General features: G+C 71.7%; 23 protein-coding genes. 8 read left to right on the top strand and 15 right to left on the bottom strand.

Annotated elements, in window-relative coordinates:
* Positions 1-4 precede the first annotated feature (4 nt).
* Positions 5-1,114 (bottom strand): DUF444 family protein, encoded by a 1,110-nt coding sequence (locus WMF22_RS09705; RefSeq protein ID WP_044964401.1) that lies wholly within the window; start codon positions 1,112-1,114, stop codon positions 5-7.
* A gap of 197 nt (positions 1,115-1,311) precedes the next feature.
* Between WMF22_RS09705 and WMF22_RS09700 the strand changes: the two genes are divergently transcribed.
* A complete protein-coding gene (locus tag WMF22_RS09700; protein ID WP_437298813.1) occupies positions 1,312-2,592 on the top strand; it encodes a hypothetical protein in 1,281 nt (426 codons plus the stop codon).
* 245 nt (positions 2,593-2,837) lie between these two features.
* On the opposite strand, the gene WMF22_RS09695 is transcribed toward WMF22_RS09700, so the two are convergent.
* Positions 2,838-3,581 carry a hypothetical protein gene (locus WMF22_RS09695; protein WP_437298812.1) on the bottom strand — a complete coding sequence of 248 codons (744 nt, stop codon included), beginning with the start codon at positions 3,579-3,581 and terminating at the stop codon, positions 2,838-2,840.
* A gap of 168 nt (positions 3,582-3,749) precedes the next feature.
* On the opposite strand from WMF22_RS09695, the gene WMF22_RS09690 reads away from it, so the two are divergent.
* Positions 3,750-4,028, top strand: a complete 279-nt coding sequence (locus tag WMF22_RS09690) for a hypothetical protein (RefSeq protein WP_437298811.1) — start codon at positions 3,750-3,752, stop codon at positions 4,026-4,028.
* A 574-nt stretch (positions 4,029-4,602) separates the two neighbouring features.
* On the opposite strand, the gene WMF22_RS09685 is transcribed toward WMF22_RS09690, so the two are convergent.
* From WMF22_RS09685 to glnE, 3 genes are all read right to left on the bottom strand, one after another.
* Positions 4,603-6,054 carry a carboxypeptidase-like regulatory domain-containing protein gene (locus tag WMF22_RS09685; protein WP_438035539.1) on the bottom strand — a complete coding sequence of 484 codons (1,452 nt, stop codon included), beginning with the start codon at positions 6,052-6,054 and terminating at the stop codon, positions 4,603-4,605.
* A 465-nt stretch (positions 6,055-6,519) separates the two neighbouring features.
* Positions 6,520-7,062, bottom strand: a complete 543-nt coding sequence (locus tag WMF22_RS09680) for a hypothetical protein (RefSeq protein WP_437298809.1) — start codon at positions 7,060-7,062, stop codon at positions 6,520-6,522.
* 48 nt (positions 7,063-7,110) lie between these two features.
* Positions 7,111-10,299 (bottom strand): bifunctional [glutamate--ammonia ligase]-adenylyl-L-tyrosine phosphorylase/[glutamate--ammonia-ligase] adenylyltransferase, encoded by a 3,189-nt coding sequence (gene glnE, locus WMF22_RS09675; RefSeq protein WP_438035538.1) that lies wholly within the window; start codon positions 10,297-10,299, stop codon positions 7,111-7,113.
* A gap of 125 nt (positions 10,300-10,424) precedes the next feature.
* Here glnE and WMF22_RS09670 point away from each other — a divergent pair, with 125 nt between their 5' ends.
* Positions 10,425-11,183 carry a metallophosphoesterase family protein gene (locus WMF22_RS09670; RefSeq protein WP_438035537.1) on the top strand — a complete coding sequence of 253 codons (759 nt, stop codon included), beginning with the start codon at positions 10,425-10,427 and terminating at the stop codon, positions 11,181-11,183.
* Between the two features lie 174 nt (positions 11,184-11,357).
* A complete protein-coding gene (locus WMF22_RS09665; RefSeq protein ID WP_438035536.1) occupies positions 11,358-12,290 on the top strand; it encodes a diguanylate cyclase in 933 nt (310 codons plus the stop codon).
* Between the two features lie 131 nt (positions 12,291-12,421).
* On the opposite strand, the gene WMF22_RS09660 is transcribed toward WMF22_RS09665, so the two are convergent.
* The 3 genes from WMF22_RS09660 to fni form a co-directional block, all read right to left on the bottom strand.
* Positions 12,422-12,799 (bottom strand): response regulator, encoded by a 378-nt coding sequence (locus tag WMF22_RS09660; RefSeq protein ID WP_012234398.1) that lies wholly within the window; start codon positions 12,797-12,799, stop codon positions 12,422-12,424.
* A 2-nt stretch (positions 12,800-12,801) separates the two neighbouring features.
* Positions 12,802-13,647, bottom strand: a complete 846-nt coding sequence (locus tag WMF22_RS09655) for a GAF domain-containing protein (RefSeq protein WP_012234397.1) — start codon at positions 13,645-13,647, stop codon at positions 12,802-12,804.
* A 225-nt stretch (positions 13,648-13,872) separates the two neighbouring features.
* Positions 13,873-14,961 (bottom strand): type 2 isopentenyl-diphosphate Delta-isomerase, encoded by a 1,089-nt coding sequence (fni, locus tag WMF22_RS09650; protein ID WP_438035535.1) that lies wholly within the window; start codon positions 14,959-14,961, stop codon positions 13,873-13,875.
* Between the two features lie 172 nt (positions 14,962-15,133).
* Between fni and WMF22_RS09645 the strand changes: the two genes are divergently transcribed.
* Together WMF22_RS09645 and argH are read left to right on the top strand one after the other, a co-directional pair.
* Complete coding sequence (locus tag WMF22_RS09645; protein WP_438035534.1) at positions 15,134-16,099, top strand: hypothetical protein; 966 nt, start codon at positions 15,134-15,136, stop codon at positions 16,097-16,099.
* Positions 16,100-17,392: an argininosuccinate lyase gene (gene argH / locus WMF22_RS09640; RefSeq protein ID WP_438035533.1), complete on the top strand. Its 1,293-nt coding sequence runs from the start codon at positions 16,100-16,102 to the stop codon at positions 17,390-17,392. It begins immediately after the preceding gene.
* 121 nt (positions 17,393-17,513) lie between these two features.
* Here the strand turns inward: argH and rpiA are convergent, their stop codons facing one another.
* The 7 genes from rpiA to WMF22_RS09605 form a co-directional block, all read right to left on the bottom strand.
* Complete coding sequence (gene rpiA / locus WMF22_RS09635) at positions 17,514-18,212, bottom strand: ribose-5-phosphate isomerase RpiA (protein ID WP_438035532.1); 699 nt, start codon at positions 18,210-18,212, stop codon at positions 17,514-17,516.
* A gap of 26 nt (positions 18,213-18,238) precedes the next feature.
* Positions 18,239-18,880, bottom strand: a complete 642-nt coding sequence (locus WMF22_RS09630; RefSeq protein WP_437298801.1) for a phospholipase D family protein — start codon at positions 18,878-18,880, stop codon at positions 18,239-18,241.
* Positions 18,877-19,320: an acyl-CoA thioesterase gene (locus WMF22_RS09625; protein WP_437298800.1), complete on the bottom strand. Its 444-nt coding sequence runs from the start codon at positions 19,318-19,320 to the stop codon at positions 18,877-18,879. Before WMF22_RS09625 ends, WMF22_RS09630 begins: the two co-directional genes overlap by 4 nt.
* A gap of 5 nt (positions 19,321-19,325) precedes the next feature.
* Entirely contained in the window at positions 19,326-19,901 is a 576-nt protein-coding gene (locus WMF22_RS09620) for a DUF3501 family protein (protein WP_438035531.1), read from the bottom strand.
* Positions 19,902-19,935: 34 nt separating this feature from the next.
* Positions 19,936-21,309 carry a hypothetical protein gene (locus WMF22_RS09615; RefSeq protein ID WP_437298798.1) on the bottom strand — a complete coding sequence of 458 codons (1,374 nt, stop codon included), beginning with the start codon at positions 21,307-21,309 and terminating at the stop codon, positions 19,936-19,938.
* Between the two features lie 169 nt (positions 21,310-21,478).
* Positions 21,479-21,907 (bottom strand): rubrerythrin family protein, encoded by a 429-nt coding sequence (locus WMF22_RS09610; RefSeq protein ID WP_272101433.1) that lies wholly within the window; start codon positions 21,905-21,907, stop codon positions 21,479-21,481.
* A gap of 87 nt (positions 21,908-21,994) precedes the next feature.
* A complete protein-coding gene (locus WMF22_RS09605) occupies positions 21,995-22,564 on the bottom strand; it encodes a Fur family transcriptional regulator (RefSeq protein WP_438035530.1) in 570 nt (189 codons plus the stop codon).
* Between the two features lie 407 nt (positions 22,565-22,971).
* Here WMF22_RS09605 and rpsU point away from each other — a divergent pair, with 407 nt between their 5' ends.
* Together rpsU and WMF22_RS09595 are read left to right on the top strand one after the other, a co-directional pair.
* Positions 22,972-23,196 carry a 30S ribosomal protein S21 gene (gene rpsU / locus WMF22_RS09600; protein WP_012234386.1) on the top strand — a complete coding sequence of 75 codons (225 nt, stop codon included), beginning with the start codon at positions 22,972-22,974 and terminating at the stop codon, positions 23,194-23,196.
* Between the two features lie 209 nt (positions 23,197-23,405).
* Entirely contained in the window at positions 23,406-24,509 is a 1,104-nt protein-coding gene (locus WMF22_RS09595; protein WP_437298796.1) for a glycosyltransferase, read from the top strand.
* Positions 24,510-24,709: the final 200 nt, after the last annotated feature.

The following is a 24,709-nucleotide window of genomic DNA, read 5'->3' as shown; positions in this document are numbered from 1 at the left end:
CGCTCTACTTCCCCTTCCCCAGGAAATCCTTGATGCTGCCCACGATCGCGTCCTTGTCCCTGATCTCGCTCACCACCACCCGATCGTCCTGCGAGAAGTGTTCTTTCAGATCCTTGATGAACTGGCCCGAGCCGTACGGGCTCTCGACCTGCCCGTAGGCGAACATGTTGACCCGCGGCAGGATCTGGGTCTTGAGCACGTCCACGCAGGAGAGCGTGTCGTCCATCGACCAGTTGTCGCCGTCGGAGAAGTGGAACGGATAGATGTTCCACTCGTCCGGCGGGTAGTCGTTGTCGATGATCTGCGAGCACAGCTTGTAGGCGCTCGAGATCATCGTGCCGCCGGACTCGCGCGTGTGGAAAAACGTGTCCCGGTCGACCTCGCGGGCGATCGCGTCGTGGATGATGAAGCGCGACTCGAGGCCCTTGTACTGGCGGGTCAGCCACGCATCGATCCAGAACGACTCGATGCGCACGATCTCCTTCTGCTCGTCGCCCATCGACCCGGAGACGTCCATCATGTAGATGATGACCGCGTTCGCGACGGGCTCGGTGATCGTCTTCCACGAGCGGTACCGCTTGTCGTCCGGGACGGGGACGACGACGGGCGCCGACGGACGGAACGTCCCGCTCGAGATCATGCGCTTCAGCGCCTCGCGGTACGTCCGCTTGAAGTGGCGCAGGGACTCGGGGCCCACCCTGCGGATGCCGGAGTAGCGATCGTGGGCGTTCGAGATCTTGCTCTTGCCCTTGTCCTGGATGTCGGGCAGCTCGAGCTCCTCGCCGAGGATGCCGGCGAGCTCCTCGAGCGTGACGTCGACCTCGAGGAGGTGGTCCCCCTCGCCGCTGCCCGCCTGCCCCTGGCCGGGCTGCTTGTCGTCCGAGCCCCCCACGGGATCGCCGGGGTTGCCGTCGCCCTGCCCCACGCCGCCGCGTTGCTTGTCGCCGAAGCGGAAGCGCGGGATGTCGATCTGAGGGATGGGAATCGAGACGAGGTCCTTCCCCTTTCGTCCGATGAGCTCGCCCTGCGAGATGTACTTGCGCAGGTTCTCGCGGATGCGGCCGCGAACGATCTGACGGAAGCGCCCGTGATCCTGGTCGATCTTCAACGACACGCTCGCGAGTGTAGCATCGGAAGCGGCCTCGGGTCCGCACGTTCGGCGGGCCGCCGAGGTCTCCCGCCCCGGCGGCGCCGCTTCCCCGCTTCCGTTCGACATCTCCATCTCCACTTCCCCACGTTCCCCACGTCCCCGCCGTTGCCCCACCGCCACGCCCGCCCGTCGTGAACTGCCCCCGTGGTAGCCTCCGCGCCGTGCTTTTCCGAGCGCGCTGCCTCCTCGTGTTCCTCGTGCTCGTGGTCCTCGCGGCGCCGGCCGTCGGGTGCGGCTCCAGGGAGCAGCTCGTCGGGCTGCCCGATCTCGCGGGCGCAGGGGGCGCCCCCGACGCGCCGCCCCCAGATCCGCCGGTGTGCCGGGAGGACGGGCTCCCCTGCCAGGGCGCGGCGGACTGCTGCAGCGCCGCGTGCGCGCAGGGGATCTGCGGCGGCGACGGCTGCGCGCGGGACGGCGCGCCGTGCGCCGCCCCGGGCGACTGCTGCGCTGGCCTGTGCGCCGGCGGGCTCTGCGGGCAGGGCTGCTCGGCCGACGGCGCGCCGTGCCAGAGCGCGGCGGAGTGCTGCGCCGGGGTCTGCATGGGCGGGGCCTGCGGGCGGGGCTGCTTCCGGGACGGGAGCGCGTGCGGGTCCGCGGGACAGTGCTGCTCGCTGAGCTGCGTGGAGGGCGCGTGCCGCGCGCCGTGCATCCCGAACGGCGCGCGCTGCGGCGCGGGCGACGCGTGCTGCAGCGGCGCCTGCGTCGCGGGCGCCTGCGCCGAGGCGTGCGCGCCCGACGGCTCCGCGTGCGGCCAGGGCGCGGACTGCTGCACCGGGCGCTGCAACGCGGGCATCTGCGGCGGGTGCAGCTCGGACGGGGTCGCGTGCGGCTCGGCCGATGCGTGCTGCTCCGGCGTCTGCGCGCAAGGCGTGTGCGGGGGCGCGGCGTGCTCGCACGCGCCCTGCGAGATCGGCGCGCCGCTCGCCGCGGACTGCGGCGGGTGCGCGGCCGAGCTCTGCCGGTTCGACCCGTTCTGCTGCACCACCAGCTGGGACGAGATCTGCGTCGGCGAGGTCCCCAGGCTCTGCGGGCTGGTCTGCGCCGAGTGCGCCGCAGACGGCGGCCGCTGCGCGTCCGGCGAGGCGTGCTGCAGCGGCGCGTGCGAGGACGGCGTCTGCCGGCCCCCGTGCGCGCGCGACGGCCAGCCGTGCGCGGACTCCGGCGAGTGCTGCAACGGCAGCTGCCAGGACGGCCTCTGCGGCGGCCCCGCTTGCCCATCGGACGGGACGGGCTGCGGAGGATGCGTGGCCGACCGCTGCTGCGCGCAGCTGAGCCAGTGCCTGCTCAGCCCCACCTGCGCGGACGACGTCGCGTGCTTCTTCGGCTGCCTCGACGAGGGGAGCGGCCCCGCCGTCTGCGGGTTCCAGTGCATCCACAGCCCGGAGACGTTGCAGCTGCTGCGCTGCGTGGGCAGGAGCTGCGGCGGCGGCACCTGCTTCTGACGCGCGGCGCGGGGCGTGGTGGAGCGCGCCTCGCGCGGGCGTGGGGCTCGCCGCGCCCGCGGCTCCACCGCGCCCGCGGCTCCACCGCGCGGCTCTGGAGCGCGGAATTGCCGAGCGCCTGACGCGCAATAGGCGCTTTCGCCGGGGTTGGCTACAGCGGATCCTGATTTCGATTCCGGTGCTTCCCGCCGACTTTCCGACCGGGAAAGAGGGAAGGCTGTGGCACCATGAGTCCACGAGCGAGCTCATGTCGAGAGAGCTCGGGGGGAGGGCTCAATGCCGAGAGGCGAGACATCGAAGGATACGTCCAAGCAGAGGAAGCGGGTCCAGAGCGGCGAGCGCGAGCAAGCTGCGCCCGCGAACTCCCAGGGTGAGGCGGGTCGGAAGGCTCCGCGCAGGCGGACGAAGTCCGCCGCCGCCGCACGGATGGCCGCTGCGTCGACCCGGCGAGTGACCCGGGCGAAGAAGGGAGCGAGCAAGGCAGGAGCGAGCGCCGCGGCGCGACCGGGCACGGCGCGGAGCACCGCGGCGGCGGAGAAGAAGAAGACCAGCAGCGCGCCGAGGAAGGCGACAGCCGGACAGACGAGCCGGCAGCAGAGCGGCGCGGCCAAGAGGGCGGCCACGACGAGGAAGCGGACCGCCACCGGTAGCGCGGCGGGGCGCGGCCGGAGCGCGGCGGGCGCGACGCCGGGCGGGCGCAAGACGACGCGCGCGGCGGGCGCGACGCCGGCCGGCGGGCGCAAGACGACGCGCGCGGCGGGCGCGAAGCGCGCGGCGCCGCAGCGCGCAGCTGCGATGAGGAAGCCGTCGGCCAGCGCCCGCGTCGGGCGCGGAGCCGCGCGGCGAACGAAGGCGGCGCAGCCGGGCGCGCAGAGGGCGGGGCAGAAGCGCGCGACCGCCGGCAAGCGGTCGGCGGCCAGCTGAGCAGCAGCGTCGGGCGCGCCGCTCGCCGCGGAGCGCCCAGCCGCACCTTTCCCATCACATCCCATCCCAAGCATCCCAGGAGGGCGCCGGCAGATCTCGGCCGCCGAGCCTCCGCGCGAGGGCCCACCTCCGGGCGCAGCGGCGCGCCAGCCACCTTCGCGGCCAACGGGAGAGGTGGGCGCGCGTCAGCCGCTCCGCCGCGCTGGCGACGAACGCTCCCGGAGCGCAGCGTCGTGCGCGGCAGCGCGGCCGACGCGCACGACGCAGCGCACGGGCGCTGCAGCGCGGCCGGCGCGCACGACGCAGCGCCCGGGCGTGATCAGGGCGGTGACGGCAAGGGCTCGCCGACCATGAGGACCACCCAGGTGGCGGCCAGGAAGGGATACGGCGCCCCGCCGAGGCCTGGCATCGTCGACCGAGCGCGCCGCGCGCAGAGCGGGCAGCCCGCGTCGCCGCGCCGGCTGAACAGGTACCGGCGCGAGGACGGCGGCGGCGGCGCAGGACAGACCTGAACTTCATCGCCCTCCATCACTCCGCGCATCCCCCCCATCTCGCCCTGCAGCGGGAGCGCCTCCGTGCGCCCGGTCTCCTGCGACGCCCCGCGCAACCGCGGAGCACGACCGCCCTCGCGAAGCCAACGCTCGATGGCCCGACATGCAGCCGCTGGCTTAGGGCGATGCTGGACCATCGTAGGAATGTTCCTTCTGCCGAGCCGAAGACCGCGACCCAGGCTCCGGATGTAACCCCGCACTGCGGGCGAGATTCATCCTAGCAGGATCCCCGGACCATGCATGGATGACATTCCGTATCTGCGTGGTGCTTCCCACCGCGACAGCCCCTTGTCTCGGCTGTCGTCATGATTGTCGTCTTCGTTCGTCTTCGTTCGTCTTCGTACGCTTCCGTCTGCTCAATCGATATCGAGGACGCTCTCCGCCCATCATCAAGGATCGTTTGCGGGGCAGCTCGGGATGGAGACGACGTAGCTCAGGAGAATACCGACATGCGTCCTTCAGCGCCGGCGGGGCTCCGGGGCCGGCGCGCGGGCGCGCGGGGCGCCGGCAGCGCGGTGGATGCCAGGGAGGCAGGTCACTGCGGGATGGGGATGGGGATCGGCGGCGGCTCGTCGTCGGGCACGATGCAGGACGACAGGTCGAACAGCATGAAGAGCAGCGCCTTCTCCTGAGCGCTCAGCTCCTCCGTGGAGCACCCATCCGGGAAGGGCGGGCCCGTGAGGTCCGCCGCAGAGACATGGATGTCCGTGAACACGAGACGCCCGCACTGCTGATCTTCTGGGACGTCGACGGGCGTGTTGAATGTGAAGTACTGGACCCCGGCCGGCTCGGGCTCGTCGTAATAGATCCACCGGGTCGAGATGTCCTCGGTCACGTCGCTCACCGTATGCTGCGCGCCGTTGATCACGATCTGGCCGGGCACGTCCGACGCGCCGACATTGACGAGCCACTCCGCGAGGGCTTGCCCCTTCGGGAGCGTGGTGTCCACGAGCGCCGTGAGAGGGCTCTCCGGGTCCGTGACGTCGTTGTCCCAGACCGCCGTGTCCGGGAACGGCGCCGGCCCCCGCTTCAGCCAGACGTTGTGCCAGTGGGACGCGAACACGCGCCCGCCGAGCGAGGTATAATCGAACATGGCCTGGCGCGCCGGCCCGGGTTTGTCTTCCTGGTGCGGGTCGCCCTCGCAGGCGAGGATCACCATGTCGTACTGGCTCAGGGCGTCGACGGTCCCCCAGAGGCTCGTGGCCGGCGTGAACTCCGCGCCTTGATTCAGGCGGTCCGCATAGCGCGTCGTCTCCACGTGATCGACGTCCCCGCGGCCGGCGAACAGGTGGATCCGCCCGGTCCCGGTCTCCGGCGTGAACTCGCTCTCATCGATCCCGAGTTTGTGCAGCAAGCACTCGAGCGGATCGGCGCCGCCCGTCGTGAGCGCGATCTTCGGGATGTGCCCCTCCGATTGGTTGCGCGGCAACCGGATGATCCCGGCGTCCGTCGCGGTGTCCTCGCATCGCTCGACCACGGGGAGCGTCATCTCGCGGCGCCATTTGCCCACCTGCACGACGAGCGGGATGTTCTCGCCGACCGGCACGTCCTCCAGGACGAATTTTCCTTCCGTATCGGTCAGCGCTGTCACGAGCGGTTTGCCGGAGAGCGTCGCGCTGCACTGATCGCAGGTCGCACCGTCGGGGATGGGATCGAGCGGCGCATTGGGGACGTAGACGATCACGTTGTAGAGCGGCAGTTTGCCCGAGGGGTCGTACACGGTGCCGCTCACCGTCGTCTTCGCCCCGTTCTCGCATTCGGCCTGCTGGCATTCGAGGCCCTCGCAGCCGCCTTCGCCTCCGACACCGCCCCCGCTGACGCTCGCCGGGAAGCCGCCGAAGCCACCGCCAATTCCACCGCCAATTTCACCGCCGATTCCAGCGCCACCGCCAGGCCCCGCGCCGCCGGATGCTAGAGGCGCCGTGCCCCCGGTATCTCCGCAGGAGCAGCCAGCCATGACGCCCGGTGCTACAGCGATCGCAGCCATCAAGACTCCCGCCTTGCCCGACCAAGTCACCATTTCGAGCCTCCCGGCGACGCGAGCAAAGGTGCTCTGCTGCCGCCCAGTCTCTATCGTATGCCAGACTGTAGAAATCGGGAAGTATGTCCAGCAAAGAGCAGGAATGGAGCGATGGGTTATTAGGGCGAGCCCTGATACCTCTGACTACCGCGTCCGCGAAGGACATGCGTGTCGCGCGGCCGGACGGCCCGGACAGTGGATCTCCGTGCGTCCGACATGGTGCGTGACGCAATGACAAGAAGGATTGACGGATCGATGATTCGCGACGGGCGCGTTGCTCTCTGACGTCGCACGTCGCACGTCGCACGTCGCACGTCGCACGTCGCACGTCGCACGTCGCGCGCCGCGCAATTGCGCCGCGAGCGAGGTCCCGCGACGAGCGCCGCTCGCGCCTCCGGCTCGCCTGAGCCCACTTCGGGCCCGTCCGGCCGATTACTGCGGATCGACGCGGGTCAGCCCGAACCAGAGCACAGCGTGCCACCGCTCGTGCCACTTCAGCAGCATCGGTCCGATCGCGAGCCCGGGCTCCACGGTCCGCAGCTCGTCCTTGACCGCGCTCACCGGCCAGGGATTGCCGAACGCCTTCTCGCCATACGTCAGCGCGAGCGTCGGCTTGCCGTCGAGCTCCGAAGGGATCAGCTGCGCCTTGAAGCGGCAGATCCGGCTCCCGAAGACCACGTTCGTGCCGGAGTTGCCGCCATGATCGAACTCGTTCCCTTTCCAGGGCATCCAGCGCGACGCGAGCGCCGTGATCAGCGGGCGGGTCGCCAGGTGGATCCCGGCCGTCGGCTGCAGGGCGAGCAGGCGCCCTCGCGGCAGATCGCCGAGCTCCGCCGGATCCGCCGGCTTCCCTGCCTCGTAGAACTGCCTCAGCGTACCCGGGTGCGCGCCGACGAGGCTATCAAGGGAGCTCGTCCCGGTGACATGACGGTGCCCGACGGACGGGCGTGCGCTCTGCTCGCTCTGGGTGGTCATCGGAACGCCTGGCATTCCACCGCGTCCGACAAGGGTCAACGGCAACCTTCAGCGCTCGTCGTCGCGCGGTTCCCTCGGTTCCCTCGGTCCCCCCGGTGCCCCCGGTTCCCCCGCGCTCGCCGTGCTCGCCTCTCGCGCCTCGCTCGCCTCACCGAGAGGCGCCGCGCCGCCCGCGACGATGGCCTCGTACGCCCGGCGTACGCGCTCGGTGATCGCGCCATAGCGCGCGAGCAGCTCGCGCGCGGCCTCGGCCGCGGTGCGGCCCCGGATGCCCGTCCGACGCGCGAGGGTCGGGACCCCGGGCGCGTCCTCCTCGAGGAGCTGCGACGCGTCCGCGTGCACGATGCGGATCCGCTGCTCCAGCTTGCGCAGGAACGCGTGGCCGTCCCGGAACGTCTCGGCGTGCCCGGCCGAGAGGTGTCCGGCCGCGGCGAGCGCGTCGATCGCCGCGAGCGTCTCGGTGGTCCTGACGCGCGGATCGGCGCCGTGCCGGATCTGCAGGAGCTGCACCGCGAACTCGATGTCCGCGAGGCCGCCCCGCCCGAGCTTGAAGTCGCGGCGGCCGCGGCGCTCGTGCGAGAGCTCGCGCTCCATGCGCAGCCGGAGCCGGTGGATCTCGTCGGCGATCCGATCGAAGTCGTCGGCCTGGAGGTACGCAGCCTCGTGCGCGATGGCGATCGCCTCCGCCCCAAGCTCGGGATCGCCGGCCGACGCGCGCGCCCGGATCAGCGCGAGCCGCTCCCAGATCGCCGCGCGCATGTGCCGCGCCCCGGGCGACGACTCCGGCTCCGCGGGCGCCGGAGAAGCCGCGTCGGCGCGGCGGATGCCGTGGTAGCGAGCGAACGAGTCGACGGACGTGACGAGCAGCCCCTGGCTGCCCGAGGGGCGCAGGCGCGTGTCGAGCTCGTAGCCTGGGCCCGCCGCGTGCGACATGGAGATGAGCCGGATGATCTGCCGCGCGCGCCGCGCGTAGTACGTGCCGGGGTCGGACGCGGCCCCCTGCTCGCCGGGCGGCGCGCACGCCGGGTCGAACAGGAAGAAGACGTCCAGATCCGAGCCGTAGCCGATCTCGCGGCCGCCGAGCTTGCCCATCGCGATCACGGCGAGCCCTCGCACGGGCTCGCCCGGCGGCGTCCCCAGCGCGAAGCGCGTCGCGGCCTCGAGCGACGCGTCGGCCAGATCCGAGAGCGCGAGCGTCGCCTCGCGCGTGCCGACCTCGCCGCTCAGGTCGGCGAGGCCGACCTCGATGGTGACGCGCGCCTTGGCGCGCCGGAGCGCCCCGATGAGCGCCTCCTCCGGATCCTCGTCCGGCGACGCCTCGCTGAGGCTGGCCTCGATCGTGTGTCGGATCAGCTCGGCGCTCGGCGCGCCGCGCGCGAACAGGACGGCGTCGACGAGCTCGGGGTACCTCACCATGGCGTCGCCGATGAACGCGCTCGACCCGAGCGCCTCGACGAGCCTGCGGAGCGCGCGCGGCTCGTCGCCGAGCATGCGCGCGTAGACGGAGGAGTGCCTGATGCGGGAGAAGCACAGCCGGAGGAAGCGCGCGGCCTGCTCCGGATCGGCGGCGTCGACCACCGCGGCGAGCAGCGTCTCCGCGAGGGACGAGGACGCCTCGCGGCTGCGCGCCCCGAGCAGGCCGTCCGGGTGGCGGGACAGCTCGAAGAGATCGTCGGCGACGTCGCGGAAGCGCGCCGTCAGCGAGGCGTGCGGCTCCGGCGGCGCGGCGAGCTCGGGCGCGGCGCCGTCGGCGGCGGCCGCCGGCTCGCCCCCGAGGACGAGCACGGCGTGCTTCGCCAGCGCCTCGGCGAACGCGTCGCGATCGCCATGGTCGAGCGCGGCCATCGCGTCGATCCACCGCGACGGCCGGGCGCTCCCCTTCGGAAGGAGCGACAGGAGCCGGGCCTTGATGCGCCCCCGGCGCTGCGCAGTGTCGGCCAGGAACGCCGCGGCGTCCTCGAAGCGCAGCGCCCGCGCGAGGCGGGCGATCTCCGCCTCGCTGTCGGGGAGGAGGTGCGTCTGCACGCCCGTCGCGGACTGCACCGCGTGCTCCGCGCGCCGGAGCGCGAGGTAGCCCTCCACGAGCTCCCGCCCCTCCCGGTCGGTCACGTACCCCAGGGTGCGCAGGCGCCGCAGGCCGTCGAGCATGCCCTGCGCGCGCGCGCGGGGCTCGCGCCCGCCCCAGATGAGCTGCAGGGCTTGCACAAAGAACTCCGCCTCGCGGATCCCGCCCGGGCCGAGCTTCAGGTCGCGCGACGCGTCGTGCGGGAGCTCCGCGCGAGCGCGATCGACGAGCTCGATCATGTCGACGGCGAGCTGCGGATCGACCTGGCGCCGCCACACGAACGGGCCGAGCACCCCGAGCGCCTCCGCGCCAAAGTCGAGATCGCCGGCGATCTCGCGGGCGCGCAGCAGCGCGGCGCGCTCCCAGAGGCGGCCGAACGACTCGTAGTAGCGCTCGGCTGCGGCCAGGGAGTTGACGAGCGGGCCGCTCCGGCCCTCCGGGCGGAGCCGGAGATCCACGCGCCAGACGAAGCCGTCCTCCGTGACCTCCTCGAGCGTCGACGTGAGGCGGCGCGCGACGCGGGCCCAGAAGTCGTGCAGGGTGACCGAGACGGGGCGGTCGCCGGGCAGGCCCACGTGCCCGTCGTCCGTGTCGTAGAGGTAGATCAGATCGACGTCGGAGCCCGCGTTGAGCTCGTCGCCGCCGAGCTTCCCCATCCCGAGCACGACGAACTTCGAGCGCGCGCCCGTCGCGGTGCGCGGCTCTCCGAACCGCGCGGTCACGGCGGAGACGGCCTCGGCGAGCGCGACCTCGATCGTGGCCTCGGCGAGCGCGGTGAGCTCGCGCGCGGTGACGTCGATGTCCGCGCCGCCCGCCGACGGCGGGAGCAGCTCGCGCAGCGCGACGCGGATCCGCTCCTCGCGCGCCACGCGCCGGAGCTCCCGCCGGACGCGGTCCGTGTCCGAGACGTCGCCGATGCGGCTCCGGATCCGCGCCAGGTACGTGGCGCGATCGCGCGCCGTCTGGTGGCCTTCCGCCGCGAGCCGCTCCACGATGTCCGGATTCGCCTCGATGATCGCGCCGATCGCGGGGTAGGCGGCCGTCAGGAGCGCCGCGATGGCGAAGGCCATCGTCCCGGGACGAAGGCGAGACGACAGCCGCTCCGCGCGGTCCTTCACGCGTTGCTCATCGATCGCGCTCGCGATCTCCAGGAGCCTCGAGACCTGTTGCATGGCGGGAGGCTAGCAAGACCGTGGGGGCGTGAACGGCGGTTCCGCAGGGCCCGACCGCCGGTTTATCGCCACCTGGCCCCACCTCGCGCCTTGGCGGCGTCGCTCTCAGATCCTATGCTCGCCGGGTGCGATTGCTCTGCGTCTCGGATATTCACGGCCACGCCGACGCGCTCGCGGCGGTCCTGGCCACGGCCGAGCGCCGAGGGTACACCCAGCTCCTGGTCGCCGGAGATCTCTGCTTTCCCGGCCCGAAGCCGCTCGAGACGTGGCGCCGGCTCACCCAGGCCAAGGCGGTTTGCGTACAGGGCGTATCGGATCGCGCCCTGGCGACGCTGGACCTCGACAAGGTCAGGGCGCGGAGCGAGCACGAGCGCGCGCGGCTCGATCGCCTGTCCCAGACGCGAACCGAGCTCGGCGAGCTGATCCTTGCGCGGCTGGCGCGGCTCGCCCCGACGTACCGCCTGCCGCTCGAGGACGGCGGCGAGCTCGTCCTGGTCCACGGCTCCCCGGCGGATCCGCTCGAGCCGATCTCTCACGACATGACCGACGAGGAGGTGCTCTCCCTGCTCGGCGACGATCCGGCCGATGTCGTGATCTGTGGTGGCTCCCACGTCCCGTTCGATCGGATGGTGGGCGGGGTGCGCATCATCAACGTCGGCTCGGTGGGCGAAGCGCCGTGCTCGCTGCGGGGCACCGTCGATCACGTGCGCGCAGGTGCGCGCGCTCCTGGCGAGCTTGGCGAGCTTGGCGAGCTTGACGAGCTTGTGCGGAGCGGCGCCGTCTCCGCGTATGGCGCGGGGCACGCCGACGCGACGTTCGTCGAGCTCCGGGCGGGCGAGCTCTGGGTCGAGCAGCTCGTGGTGCCGCTCGGCAGGGCTGCGTGAGCGCACAGGTGCGCGGGAGCGCTCCGTCGGGAGCGCGCGCAAGGGGCGGAAAACGCGCGTTCCGCGCGAAACGCGCGACGCTCCGTCACGCACCCTACCCGACAGGGAACATTGCCTGTGCCATGCCCTCCCGCTTGAACCTATTTCAAGGATTTAGGATCATCCTCAGGGAGCATGGGCAGCTACCTCCCCGACGATGACTTCGAGGCCACGCGGGTGGCCAACGTTGGGGAACTCCACAAGGAGCTCCCGGCGCGCTCGCCGAAGGACCGCGCCTACCTCATCGTGCTCGCTGGCTCGAACGTCGGCGAGATGTACCGGGTCGAGGGCGCCGAGATCGTGATCGGCCGGGCATCCGGGGCGACCATCCGGCTGAACGACGACGGCATCTCGCGGCGCCACGCGCGCCTCCTCCAGATGGACAACCAGGTGCTGATCGAGGATCTCAACAGCTCGAACGGGACGATGGTGAACGGCGAGCACATCACGCGCGTCGCCCTGCACGACGGCGACAAGATCCGCCTGGGCTCGACGACCATCCTCAAGTTCACCTACCACGACCACCTGGATGAGTCGTTTCAGCAGCAGATGTACGACGCCGCGCTGCGCGACGCCCTCACCAAGGCCTTCAACAAGAAGTATTTCCTGGATCGGCTCGAGACCGAGGTCTCCTATGCGCGGCGGCACGGCGCGCACCTGTCGCTGCTCATGTTCGACGTCGATCATTTCAAGAGGATCAACGACACCTTCGGGCACCTCGCCGGCGACTACGTGCTTGCGAGGATCGCCAAGATCGCGAGCCACACGGTGCGGACCGAGGACGTGTTCGCGCGCTACGGCGGTGAAGAGTTCGGCATCCTGTGCCGCGGCGTGGGGCTCGAGAACGCGGGCATCCTCGGCGAGCGGCTGCGCCTCCTCATCGAGGGGTCGGTCTTCGAGCACGAGGGCGTTCGCATGCCGACGACGATCAGCGTCGGCGTCGCGGCGCACCCCGAGCTCGCGGTGCAGAACGGCATGGAGCTCATCGCGGCGGCCGATGAGGCGCTCTACGAGGCGAAGCGCACCGGCCGCAACCGCGTGCTCCTGAAGTTCGGCCCGAAGCCGTAGAGCGGAGCGCGGGTTCATCGCAGCGCCGATCCGCACGGCCGCGCCGGGGCGCCGCGCCGCCCGAGCGGCCGGCGCATGGAATCGTGCGCCCGCGGAACGCGGGCGACGGGGCGCGGCCGCCGGCGCGCGCCTCAGTCGATCTTGAGGAGCTCCTTGACCTTGGCGATGACCTGCGGGGCCTGGATGGGCTTCGTGATGTACGCGTTCGCGCCGAGCTGCAACGCGCGCTGACGATCCTCCTGAGACCCCTCGGTGGTGATGATGATGATCGGGGTGTCCTTGTGGACCGGATCCGTGCGCACGCGCTTGACGAGCTTGAGCCCGTCCATGATCGGCATGTTGATGTCGGTGATGATCACGTCGTACTTGGTCGAGGCGAGCTTGCGGAGACCGTCGACGCCGTCGTCTGCCTCGGTGACGCGGAGGTTCTTCACGCGCGCCAGCGCGAAGACCAAGAGCTGCCGCATCATGGGCGAGTCTTCAACGATCAGACACGAGTACTCGGCCATGATCAGTCCTCCAGGTCCAGGAATGCCTGGACGCCAGGCACCTTCCGGCCGGCGTCGGTGAAGAGCCGCGCGTTGATGAGGGCGGGGGCGGCCTGGGCCCCGAGGAGCTTGAAGAGCTCGGTGTCCACGTTCACGAACTCCGTCTTTTGCGGGAGCGTGCTGAAGATCGCGATGACACCCACGGTGCGCCCGTTGAAGTCGAGCGGGATCACTGCAGCGGGATCCTCGATGCTCCCCTTGGAGACGTCCTTGGTCTCGTCGAAGAAGATTTCCCCCTTCGAGAATGCCTGGCCGACGACGCCTTCGGTCACGGGCATGCGCGCGATCTCCTCGACCGCGACGCCTTCGCTCGCGATCGAGACGAGCTCTTTACCATCGGGGGACGCCAGGTACACGGAGAAGGCGCCCGCCCCGAGGAACTGCGCCAGGAGCTCCTTCAGGTTGCGGAGGACATGGCGCACGTTGCGCGCCGCGTGCAGCTGCGACAGCGCGACGTACAGGTTCGCGAGGTTCGCGAGCTCTCCCTCCGCCTCCGAGTAGCGGCTGTTGAAGCGGTCCGAGGCCGCCACCATCCGCACCGACTGCGTCACAAGGTCGCGTTTCTCCTGCTCGAGCTCCTCGATCTTGCGGAGCAGATCGCGGATGGCCGAGTCGCTCGCGAGGTGCGCGCGGAGCTTGCCGTTCTCCGACTCGAGCTCGGAGATCTTGTCGCGAAGGCGCTCGTTCTCGCGGAGGAGCTCCTCGGTCAGCTGCGCCCCCTTGCGGAAGAACTGCTGAATGAAGGCATCGCGCTCCTTCTTCAGGTCCTCGGGGGGACGATCGCTCGGACGCCCTTTTTTCTCCGTCATTTTATCCCGGGGTTCTCCAGAGCTTCGGACCGTATCATGCGGGGCTGACCGGACGGAAGCGTCGAGCGCGGGCCAGAGGCGTGCCCGGCGCCCCCGCCAAGGACAGCGACCGCTGGGCGCCTCGCCGTCCCCGCCGACAACGTCGGTTCGGCCCCGCCGGCCCTACCCCGGGGACCGGACCCCGCCGACTCGGCCCCCCTACCCCCGTTGCCCCGACCGCCACGACTACGCCCTCTCCATCTGCTTCATGTGCTTCAGCAACCGGGTCCACCTGCGCAGCTCCCGTCCGAGCAGCACGGGTGCCTTCTGGAGCGACGCGACGTCGCGCGCGCCGACGAGCAGCATGACCGCCCGGAGCTCGGCCTCGACGCTCTCGAGGTACCGCACCGCCGCGTCCCGTCCCCCCGAGACGAACGCCTGGAGGACCGGGCGCGCGATCCCGGCCGCATGCGCGCCGAGCGCGAGCGCACGAGCGACGTCAAGGCCGCTCGTGATGCCCCCGGTCGCGACGATCGTCTTGAAACGAGGACGGATAGCGCGGGCGATGAGCACCGAGGCGGCCGTGGGCACCCCCCACTCCCGCAGCGCCTCACCGAGGGAGCGGGCCGCCCCCTCGGCGCGGGCCGCCTCGACGGCGACCCAGGAGGTGCCTCCAGCGCCGGAGACGTCCAGGTCGCGGACGCCCGCCCGGGCCAGGCGGTACGCCGTCCCCGGGCCGATCCCGCAGCCGGTCTCCTTCGCGACGACCGGCACGCTGAGGCCGCTCGCGAGCCGGCCCATCGCATCCAGCGCGCCGGCGAAGTCCCGGTCGCCGCCCGGCTGGACCAGCTCCATCGCGGGGTTCATGTGGACGCAGAGCGCGTCGGCGCCGACCTGGGCCACGAGCTCGGCGACCGCCTCCGTGGACAGCGATCGCGCCTGAACGGCGCCGATGTTCCCGAGGAGGAGGGTGGTCGGAGCGTGCGCGCGGACCTCGTAGGTGGCGGAGGCGTCGCCGTTCAGCATCGCCCGCTGGCTCCCGAGCCCGAAGCCGTACCCGCGCTCCTCGGCGATCTGCGAGAGCTCCCGGTTGATCGCGCGCGCGCGCTCCGTCCCGCCGGTCATGGCCGCGATCAGGAGCGGGACGCGGAGCCGCTTCCCGAGCAGCAGTACCGAGGTGTCGATCGCGTCGAGGGAGAGCTCCGGCAACGCGTCGTGGATCAGCTCGACCTGCTCCAGCAGCGTGGTCTTGGCGCGGAACCCGACGTCGCCGGTCGCGCAGAGCTCGATGTGATCCGCTTTCCTCTCGGAGATGCCCTTCGCCTCTTCCGTCATGGGGGCACAACTTTACGCGGTCGCCGACCGCCGTCGAAAAGGAAGTGGCATGGACAAAAAAACGCCAAAATTCGCGTCCCCGAGCCGGGCGTCGCCGCCCGGCCGGCCTTCCGCTGAAGCTACCTGGGAACTACCGCGCGACCGCCGCGCAGCGGTGGCATACACTGGCTGTATGGACCTCCCGGACGAACCGCAGATCCGCTGGATCCTTCGTACGACCGCAACGCTCCTCCAGCACGGCGCGGAGCCGGTGCGCGGGCTGGTGCAGCCGACGGCCGAGTTCTTCCCGGACGCGTTCGACGGCTCGCCGAAGACGGTGGCCGCCCTGATGCTGCGGGTCCAGGAGCACGCCGGGCTCCAGGATGTCCCGGTGGAGCTCGCGGTGGTCACCCCCGAGGGGCAGGCCAGCACCGTGAGCTGCTCGAGCGGCGCATGCGGCGGGATGGCGCTGGAGTCGAAGCTGGAGCGCGTCGCCCCGCGCGGCGACGGCGGGTACCGGGTCGCGCTCTCCGCGGGTGAGCTCCGCAACCCCACGGTGCTCACGACGGCGTTCGTGCGCGCCGTGGCGTACATGTTCCTGAGCGAGGCCGGCGCCTTCGACGCGCTCGCGCCGTCGGACCGCGAGCCCGCGGTGGATCTCGCCGCCGTGCTGCTCGGCTTCGGCGTCCTCGCGACGAACGGCTCCTACCTGTACGCGAAGGGCTGCGGCGGCGTGCAGGTGCACTCGGCGACCAAGATGCCGGTCGACGAGCTCGCGCTCGCGCTCGCCGTCTACTGCCGGCTGCACGACGTGCCCGATCGGACCGCCGCGCGACACCTCGACGTGACGCCGCGCGCCCACTTCGACGAGTCCGCCGTCTGGGCCAGCTCCAACGCCGCGCTCGTCCGCATGCTGCGCGCCGCGCCGGACCGGATCGCCGCGGACGACTACGCGATCGGCGAGTCGAGGAGCTGGCTGGCCCGCGCGCTCGGCCTCGGCAAGCGCCGGCCGGCGCGGACGGCGGACGACGAGCTGCGCGAGCTCGAGCGAGAGCTCGCGCCCGCGGCCGGCGCGGCGAAGCCGCGACCGCTGGACGAGGGCAAGGCCAGGAAGCTTGCCGAGATCCGTGCTCTCGTGGACGAGAGCCTGGGGAGCTGAATGAGCGTACGACTGTGGGACAAAGGGGGCGCGACCGACGCCCAGATGCTGCGTTACACCTCGCGCGACGACTGGCAGCTCGATCAGCGCCTGCTCGCGTACGACCTGCGGGCCACGATCGCGCACGTGCGCGGGCTCGCGCGGATCGGCGTGCTCAGCGAGGCGGAGCGGGACGCGCTCGTCCGCGAGCTCGAGGTGCTCGCGGCCCAGAACGAGGCCGGCGAGCTGCGGCTCACCGAGGACGACGAGGACGGCCACAGCGCGATCGAGGCCGCGCTTGTCGCCCGCATCGGCGACGCGGGCAAGAAGGTGCACACCGGCCGGAGCCGCAACGATCAGGTGCTCGTCGCCACGCGCCTGTACGAGCGCGACGCGCTCGACGAGCTCGCCGAGAACGCGACGGCCGGGGCCCGCGCGCTGCTCGATCTCGCCAGGCGCGAGGCGGAGACGCCGATGCCCGGCTACACGCACTTGCAGCGGGCGGTGCCGTCGTCCGTCGGCTACTGGGCCGCCTCGTTCGTCGAGGGGCTCACCGACGCGATCGACGTGGTGCGCGCGACGCGGGCGCTCGTCGATCGCTGCCCGCTCGGGGGCGCCGCGGGCTTCGGCGTGAACCTCCCGCTCGATCGCGTGGGCGTCGCGCGCGAGCTCGGGTTCGCCGGCGTGGCGCTGAACCCGCTCGCGTCCCAGACGTCGCGCGGCATCATCGAGGCGCAGATCCTCGCCGCCGCGTGGCAGGTGATGGCCGTGAGCCGCCGGCTCGCGTGGGATCTCAGCCTGTTCGCGATGAGCGAGCTCGCGTTCATCCGCCTCCCGGAGGCGTTCACGACCGGCTCGTCGATCATGCCCCAGAAGCGCAACCCCGACGTCGTCGAGCTCATGCGCGCGGCGTGCTCCGTCGTCCAGGGGGCGCTCGCCGAGGTGCAGTCCATCGTGGCGCTCCCGTCGGGCTACCACCGCGATCTCCAGCTCACGAAGGGCCCCACGATGCGCGGGCTCGACGAGGCGCTCGCGACGTCGCGCCTCTTGCCGCGGCTCGTCGAGGGGCTCGCGTTCGACCGGGAGCGCATGGCCCGCGCGATCACGCCGGAGTGCTTCGCCACGGATCGCGCCGTCGAGCTCGCCGTGGAGGGCGTCCCCTTCCGCGAGGCCTACCGCAAGGTCGCGGCCGAGATCGCGGCGCTGCCGGCCGGCGACGCCGCGGCGAGCCTCCGCGCGCGCGTGTCGCTCGGGGCTCCGGGCAACCTCGCGCTGGACGACCTGGCCCGCAGGCTCGATCGCCACGCGCGCTAGCTCCACCTGTCATCGATCCCGCCATGAGCGGGCGCGCGCCGCGCTGGCGCCGCCCGCCCGAGGGCCGTGTTCCCTGGCCTCGCGTGCGTGCGATCCCCGACGGGATCCGTGACACGCCGAGCTAGCGCTGCCGCGTCAGCTCGCGGACGGCGCCCGGGTCCGCCACCAGCACGAGGGTCGCCATGTCGAGGAACAGCCCCGTGTCGACGACGCCGGGGATCTTGCGGATGCGCGCGTCGACCGCCGCGGGCGCGTCCATCGGGCCGAACGCGGTGTCGAGGATCCAGTTGTGGTTGTCGGTCTGAAACGGGTACCCGTCCGCGTTCTTGCGGATCACCGGCTTGCCTCCGAGCGCGATCAGGTGCCGCGTGGCCGTCGTGCTCGCGAAGGGCACCACCTCGACGGGGATCGGCACGCGCGAGCCGAGCTTCTCGACGAGCTTCTCGGGCGTGACGAGGATGATGAACTGCGCGGCCTCGTAGGCGACCACGCGCTCGCGGAGGAGCGCGCCGCCGAGGCCCTTGATGAGGCCAAGGTCGGGCGCCACCTCGTCCGCGCCGTCGACGGCGACGTGGAGGCGCTCGACCTCCTCGAGCGACACCATCGGGATGTTCTCGCGGCGGGCAAGCGCCTCCGAGCGCTCCGACGTGGCGACGCCCTTGATCTGGAGCCCTCGGCGGACGCGCTCCCCGAGGCGGCGGATGAAGGCCTCGGACGCCCGCCCGGTGCCGAGCCCGAGCAGCATCCCGCTGTCCACGCGCGCGAGCGCGGCGTTGGCGATTCGATCGAGGTCGGAGGGGTCCGGTCCCGCGGTGCTCATGCGCTGCTCATCGGCCATCGGGACCGTCAGCGCAACGGGATTTTGTCGAGCTGGTCGAGCGGCCCCGGGCAGAGCGGCCGGAGCTTGCAGCCCTTGCACTCGGCGCCGGTCCAGATCGCCTCGAACGTCCCCTGCATCTCGTCGAGCAGGAGGTCGTCGTCGGTGAGCACGCCCGCCTCGAAGTTCCGCCGCCCCTCGCCCTTCGCCCCGAGCCCGGCGCCGGTGAGGTTGGCGGAGCCGAGGTAGAGGAGCGCGCCGTCGACGGCGATCATCTTCAGGTGGACCCGCGGGCAGCGCCGCATCTCGATCGGCGGCCGGGGCCGCCGGCGGAGCTCGGCGCGGAAGGCGCGCGACGGGACACCGGCGTGCAGCAGGCGCAGCTCGACCCCCCGGGCGGCGAGCGCGTCGAGCAGGTCGAGGAACGACATGTACCGGCCGCGCGCCCGCGCCCTCGATCCGATGGGCGCCTCCACGCGCAGCTCCTTCACGTTGGCCGTCGCGATCCACACGGAGACGCGCGCGTTCGCGACGGCGCCCATCACGAGCGCGTCGTAGTGCGCCCTGTCGCGGAGGAGCGTCAGCTCGACGCGCCGCTTCAGCAGCGAGCGCGCCTTCGCCTCGGGTTCGGTCCTCGCGCGTGCCCGCGGGCGCGCCGGCCGAGCGCTCACGCCGGTCGACCGGCGCTGGAGGGCGCCTGCTCGAGATCGAGGTGAGCGCCGAGCAGGGCCCGGACGTCCTCCGGCATCGGGACCGACACCAGCTGCACGAGGTCGGTGGTCACCACCGTGTGCCGTAGCTCCGCCGACAGCACGCCGTCATGGGCGCGGTGCATGCGGTACCGGAGCGTGGCGCTCCGCCGGCCGATACGGACGACCGACGTCTCGATCCGGAGCGCCTGGCCGTAACGCACCGGCGCCGCGTAGTCGGCCTCGACCCGCACCGCCGGCAGCCCGATCCGCCGCTCGAGGATGAGCCCGGCGTAGCCCCCGTCGAGCGGCGCGAAGAACCGCTCCATCGCCTCGTGCGCGTAGTTGAGGAAGCGCGCGAAGAAGACGATGTTCGCGGCGTCGACGTCTTCGAACTTGATCGGACGATCGAGGGAGACCATCGCGGCTAGGACAGGTCCTCGGCGAGCTTCTCCAGGGTCGCTCTCCCGAGCGGCGCCTTCACCGCGTAGCGCGGGTGCCCGACGACGAGCGATACCGTCGCCTTCCTCGCCTTGATCGCGGCCTGCGCCTCGGCAGGGAGATCCGCCTTGAGGTAATGCACGGCCGTCGTGCGGTCTTCCATCGTTCCGTCGCGCTTGCCGAGCGCCCGCGCGGCGACGCCGTCGACCTCGATCGAGACGGTGTCCTCGAGGCCCACCAGATCGATGAGCATCCGATCGCGCAGCGCTCGATCGGGGATCTCGACGAAGAGCGTCAGGCTGAGCTGCCCCGCGCCCGGGATGAGATCGTTGTACGTCTCGATCTCGTGGAGGATGCCGCTCTCGCTCGTGATGCGCTCGGTGCGGAGCATCTCCTGGATCTGGAAGAGCACCGAGTCGCGGTTCTCGAAGACCGCGGTCAGGTGGTCTCCGAGCCGCACGCGGCGGGGCCGCTTCTCCTCGATGATGCGGCTGCGGAATCGCTCGCGGATCGCCTCGTATTCGCCGATCCCGAGCACCTCGTTGCGATCGATGGGACGCATGACGCTCCTCTCCTTGACGACGTCGGACCGAGGTTCACGGCGTCGGGCCGAGCCCGTAGGCGTGGGCGAGCGCCTCGACCGGGTGCAGCACCTTCGCGCCGTTCTCCTTGACCATCCTGAGACCGGCGAGGGTGCAGTCGCTGACGATGACGTCCGCGCCGGCGACGCCGCGCACGAGCTTCGACGCGTACTTGCGCCCGGTCTCGTAGTGGGCCGCCTTCATCCCCCACGTGCCGTCGACCGCCGAGCACTGCTCGATGACGCGCACGTCCGTGTCGGGGACGACGCCGAGCACCCTGGCGCCCGGGAAGCCGATCTTCTGCGCGCGCAGGTGGCACGCGGCGTGGTACGCGATCGTGCCGAGCCCCTTCTTGAACTCGCGGTTGAGCTTCTTCTCGCGGCCGAGCTGGACGAGGAACTCCATCATGTCGACCGTCGCGGCCGCGACCTCGCGCGCCTCCGCCGTCTGCAGGTACTCCGGCCACTCCTTCTTCATCGTGTAGCCGCACGTCGGGCCGACCACGACGATCTTCCTCCCCCTGCGCACGTGAGGCAGCAGGAGCGCGACGTTGTGCTTCACCTTCGCGGTGAAGGCCGCGAGATCGCCGCCGTCGAGGTTCGGCATCCCGCAGCACGTCAGCGCCCCCGCAGGGGTGTCGCGCGGATCGTCCGCCCGCGGAGCGTCCGCCGACGAGCAGCCAGGGACGTGCACCGCGTAGCCGTTGTGCTCGAGGACGCGGACCGCCGCCTCGGGGACCGCGGGCGTGTTGTACTCGCCGTAGCAGGTCGCGAAGAGCACCACGTCGCCTTGCTTGCCGGCGCCGGCCGCGGCGCCGTGCTCCGCGAACCAGGACGAGAACGGCCTGCGCGCCATCTCCGGGAGCGGGAACTCCGACGAGATCCCGGTCACCTTCTCCTGCACCTTGCGCAGCAGGCGGCTCGCCTGCACGAGGTTCGCGAGCGGCGCGGCGGCGCCGGAGCCCAGCTCGCCGATCAGCTGCGGCTCGCCGAGGATCCTGTCCACCAGCGGGATGCCCTCGCGCTGGGCGCGCACCGCGCGCTCTCGCGCGAGCACGCGCGGGAAATCGAGGAGCTCGTAGGCGTGCTCGTCGGCCGTGTACGGGCACTTGATGTAGCAGAGCTTGCACTGCCAGCACGCGTCGCCGACGGCCTTGAAGTCATCGTAGGTGAGGGCCTCGGCGCCTTCGGCGACGCCGGCCTCGATGTCCCTGTCGACGCGCGCGAAGAGCTCGGGGAACGAGCCGCAATACCCGACGCACATGCGGCACTCGTGGCAGATCTGGAACGTCCGCCGCAGCTCTGCCTCGAGATCGCGGGGCTCGAGATATCGCTCGTCGTTCGGCGATGTCGCCGGTGGACGGTCTGGTGCACGCCGGATGACGCTCACTGGTCGGCTCCTCTCCAAAGCTTCAACTTGGGGTACGGCGCGGAGCGACGGCTCGCCGCGCGGCCCGGCGCCGGACGGCCGTCGAGGTCGCGATGGCGCGCGCGCCCCGGGTCGAGCCGACGTCGGTTCGGCGCGCCCCGGAGCGCTCGCGCTCTCGCGTCGGTCGCCCTCAGAAGTCGAGCGACTGCAGCGCCTTCGTGAAGCGCCCTGCGTGCGACTTCTCGGCCTTCGCGAGCGTCTCGAACCACTCCGCGATGTCCTCGAAGCCCTCGTCGCGGGCCTCCTTCGCGAAGCCCGGGTACATCGTCTCGTACTCGTGGGTCTCGCCGGCGACGGCGGCCTTCAGGTTCTTCTCCGTGCTGCCGATCGGCAAGCCGGTCGCCGGATCGCCCGCCTGCTTGAGGTAGTCGAGGTGGCCGTGCGCGTGGCCGGTCTCGCCGTCCGCCGTGTCCTTGAAGAGACCGGCGACCTCAGGGCGACCTTCGACGTCGGCGACCTTTGCGAAGTACAGGTAGCGGCGATTGGCCTGCGACTCCCCGGCGAACGCGTCCTTCAGGTTCTGGTGCGTCTTCGTGCCCGTAAGCTGCTTGGTTGTCATGGGTTCGCTCTCCTTCCTTCGGTTGAACGGCTGGGATGATGAGTCCCTGGTGCCCGCGCAGGTCGCCTCGGCGGCGCGGTGGATCCGCTAGACACGTCCAGGGCGCCGCGCCCCTCGAGCCCCTGCAGGGCGGAGTCGACTGTCCGCCGCGCCTCGCCCGGCGTCTCGCGCCTTGCCACGCGCGCCTTCGCCCCCCCGGGTGCCCCGCGCGCAGGCAGCGCAGAGCCCCCGGTAGATCCGCTCGACGGCGCGGACCTCGAAGCCGGGCGCGGCAGCGAGAGGCGCGGGGGCGATCTCGTCCGAGCGCTCGGCGGATGGCTCGGGCGGCTCGCACGGCACATCGCGGACGAGCCCGCAGCGATCGCAGACCGCGTGATGATGCGCCGCCATGTTCGGGTCGAAGCGCGATGCGCCCGGCGACAGAGACAGCGCGGCGCACAGCCCCGCGGACGCCAGCGCGTCGAGCGTGTTGTAGACCGTGGCGAAGCTCATGGTCGGCAGCGCCTGCCGGAGCCGCTCGAACAGCTCCTGCGCCGTCGGATGCGTCGGATCCGCCGCGAGCTCGCGCACGATCGCCAGGCGCTGCGGCGTCAGCTTGAGCCCCGACGCTCGCACGCACGCCAGCATGGAGGCGATCCGGGTATCCGCCTCGACCACCCTGCGCTCGAAGCCGACCGCACGCCCCCGGGCACCCCGTGGCGCGGCCCCCTTTGCCGCAGCTGTCCGCGCGGTGGCCACCGAAAGATGTGTACTTAGAAAGTTTCTCAGGTGCAAGTCCTAACAATTACCCACGGGAAGCCTGAGAAATCCGGGGAAACTGCGGATTCGGGCGAAACCTGACGAACAAGACGAGTCAGTCGGGTCTGGCGAAACAGGCGAAACAGGCGAAACAGGCGAAACAGGCCGGACGGCGCGCCGTGACGTCGTGCCGCGCGACTACCGGGAGGTCTTGCGAGGCTAGAAGGCCTCTGCCATAGTGCGCGCCCCGCGCTGCCGGCCCCCGCCGGCTTGCATTTCGCCCGCCGAGTGGGCCAGTTTTTTCCCAGCAGAGGACGCTTCGAGACATGCCGACAGACGCCATTCAGTGCAAACCGCTCGAGGTCGCCGTGGGCGACAAGGGTATCGAGCGCGCCATCAAACATCTCAAGAGGAAGATGGCCGCCGAGGGGATCCTCCGCGAGCTGAAGCGCCGTCGGCACTACATGAAGCCGTCCGTGAAGCGCCGGAAGAAGGCCTCGGAGGCCGCTCGTCGCCGCCGGAAGCGGTCGAAGATGGACATGGTCGCCTAGAGCGACTGGAGCGACCACCCCTCGCGCAAGAGCAGCCGGCCAAGACGCAGAAGACGCACACGGACGCTTGATTCGAGCGTCCGCGGCGTGCTCTGCGTCTTGTCATTTTGTTCGTCCAGCAGTTGCCCCGGCAGGGTGATGCAACCGCGGTTGCGCGCCTGAGCGGCGCGGAGGCGGTGCCGCGCCGCGTCCAGCCTGGTGAGGTCCCGATGCGCGCCGTGGTGGTCACGACGTCCTATCCTGTCAGCGACGAGGATCCCTCCGGCCATTTCGTGCGGTCGTCGGCGGAGGCGCTCGCGCGCAGCGGCGCCGAGGTCCACGTGATCGCCGCCGGGGGCTCGCACATCGATCCACCCTCCCGGGACGGCCGGCTCGTCGTCCATCGGGCAGGCGGGGGCGCGCTGTTCGCGTGGCCCGGCGCCGTGGCGCGCGCGCGCGAGTCGCCGCTCCGGCTGCTCTCCGTGGCGCCGTTCGCGGCCGGCGTGCTCCAGCGGCTCCGTGAGATCGGGCCGGTCGATCGCGCGGCGGCGCACTGGATCATCCCGTGCGCGTGGCCGCTCCTGCTCGCGCTTCCGCGCACGCCGATCGAGGTGCACGCCCATGGCGCCGACGTCCGGCTCCTGCTCCGCGCGCCGCGCGCGGCTCGCGCCGCGGTGGTGAGCGCGCTCCTCCGGCGCGACGCGCGCTTCGTCTTCGCGGCCCGCGCACTGCGCGACGCGCTCGCAGGCTCGCTCGCTCCGGAGCAGGCTCGCGCGCTGGACCTCGCCTCGCGCGTCGAGCCCCCCGTGTTCGATCTGCCGCCGGTGGCGGGGCGCGCTGCCGCGCTCCGTCGCGAAATCGTGAAGGGCCCCGGCGAGCGCCTCGCCGTCGTCGCGTGCCGGCTGATCCCGACGAAGCGGGTCGAGCTCGCGATCGAGGCGGTGCGCGCCGCTGGACCCGGGTTGCGCCTCGTCGTCGTCGGAGACGGTCCAGAGCGCGGCGCGCTCGAGCGCCTCGCGAGCCGCGGCGACCTCGATGCAGAGAGCTCGCGCGGCGCGGGCGTCACGGCGACGAGCGACGGCAGCGCGGCGGTGCGCTTCACGGGCACGCTCCCGCGGAGGGAAGCGCTCGCATGGATCGGCGCAGCGGACGTGCTGCTGCACCCTTCATCGCACGAGGCCGCCCCCACGGTGATCCGCGAGGCGCGCGCGCTCGGCGTGCCGGTCATCGCCTGCGACGCGGGCGACGTGGTCGCATGGGCAAGGAGCGACGACGGGATCCTCGTCGCGGACAGCACAGCGCAGGGCCTCGCCACCGCGCTCCGCGGCATCTGATGGCGCCGCTCGGATCGCGCGCCCGCGGCGTCGCGGGGAAAGCCCCGGCGTTCTCGTTGGACGATCCGCGCCCCGCGCCAGGCTGCATCCAGCGCCAAACGCCCCGTCTGGAGCGAGTCTGCGTTCCTCGATGCGATGCCCTTGCAATTCCCAAGGCTTCGACTACGGTGCGCCCTCGCTCCGCACCGAAACGTGGCGGC

The sequence above is a fragment of the Sorangium sp. So ce204 genome, from assembly GCF_051526795.1.
Lineage (GTDB): Bacteria > Myxococcota_A > Polyangia > Polyangiales > Polyangiaceae > Sorangium > Sorangium cellulosum_B.
The sequence above is the reverse complement of the archived record's forward strand: the minus strand, read 5'-3'. Positions and strand labels throughout refer to the sequence as shown.

Excerpts from the sequence above, each read along its gene's own strand:
- rpsU (WP_012234386.1), top strand. The coding sequence starts at position 22,972 with ATGCCGACAGACGCCATTCAGTGCAAACCGCTCGAGGTCGCCGTGGGC.
- WMF22_RS09645 (WP_438035534.1), top strand. The coding sequence starts at position 15,134 with ATGGACCTCCCGGACGAACCGCAGATCCGCTGGATCCTTCGTACGACC.
- WMF22_RS09685 (WP_438035539.1), bottom strand. The coding sequence starts at position 6,054 with ATGGCTGCGATCGCTGTAGCACCGGGCGTCATGGCTGGCTGCTCCTGC.
- glnE (WP_438035538.1), bottom strand. The coding sequence starts at position 10,299 with ATGCAACAGGTCTCGAGGCTCCTGGAGATCGCGAGCGCGATCGATGAG.
- fni (WP_438035535.1), bottom strand. The coding sequence starts at position 14,961 with ATGACGGAAGAGGCGAAGGGCATCTCCGAGAGGAAAGCGGATCACATC.
- WMF22_RS09620 (WP_438035531.1), bottom strand. The coding sequence starts at position 19,901 with ATGCGTCCCATCGATCGCAACGAGGTGCTCGGGATCGGCGAATACGAG.
- WMF22_RS09595 (WP_437298796.1), top strand. The coding sequence starts at position 23,406 with ATGCGCGCCGTGGTGGTCACGACGTCCTATCCTGTCAGCGACGAGGAT.
- WMF22_RS09625 (WP_437298800.1), bottom strand. The coding sequence starts at position 19,320 with ATGGTCTCCCTCGATCGTCCGATCAAGTTCGAAGACGTCGACGCCGCG.
- WMF22_RS09610 (WP_272101433.1), bottom strand. The coding sequence starts at position 21,907 with ATGACAACCAAGCAGCTTACGGGCACGAAGACGCACCAGAACCTGAAG.
- argH (WP_438035533.1), top strand. The coding sequence starts at position 16,100 with ATGAGCGTACGACTGTGGGACAAAGGGGGCGCGACCGACGCCCAGATG.
- WMF22_RS09680 (WP_437298809.1), bottom strand. The coding sequence starts at position 7,062 with ATGACCACCCAGAGCGAGCAGAGCGCACGCCCGTCCGTCGGGCACCGT.
- WMF22_RS09660 (WP_012234398.1), bottom strand. The coding sequence starts at position 12,799 with ATGGCCGAGTACTCGTGTCTGATCGTTGAAGACTCGCCCATGATGCGG.
- WMF22_RS09665 (WP_438035536.1), top strand. The coding sequence starts at position 11,358 with ATGGGCAGCTACCTCCCCGACGATGACTTCGAGGCCACGCGGGTGGCC.
- rpiA (WP_438035532.1), bottom strand. The coding sequence starts at position 18,212 with ATGAGCACCGCGGGACCGGACCCCTCCGACCTCGATCGAATCGCCAAC.
- WMF22_RS09695 (WP_437298812.1), bottom strand. The coding sequence starts at position 3,581 with ATGGGATGTGATGGGAAAGGTGCGGCTGGGCGCTCCGCGGCGAGCGGC.
- WMF22_RS09655 (WP_012234397.1), bottom strand. The coding sequence starts at position 13,647 with ATGACGGAGAAAAAAGGGCGTCCGAGCGATCGTCCCCCCGAGGACCTG.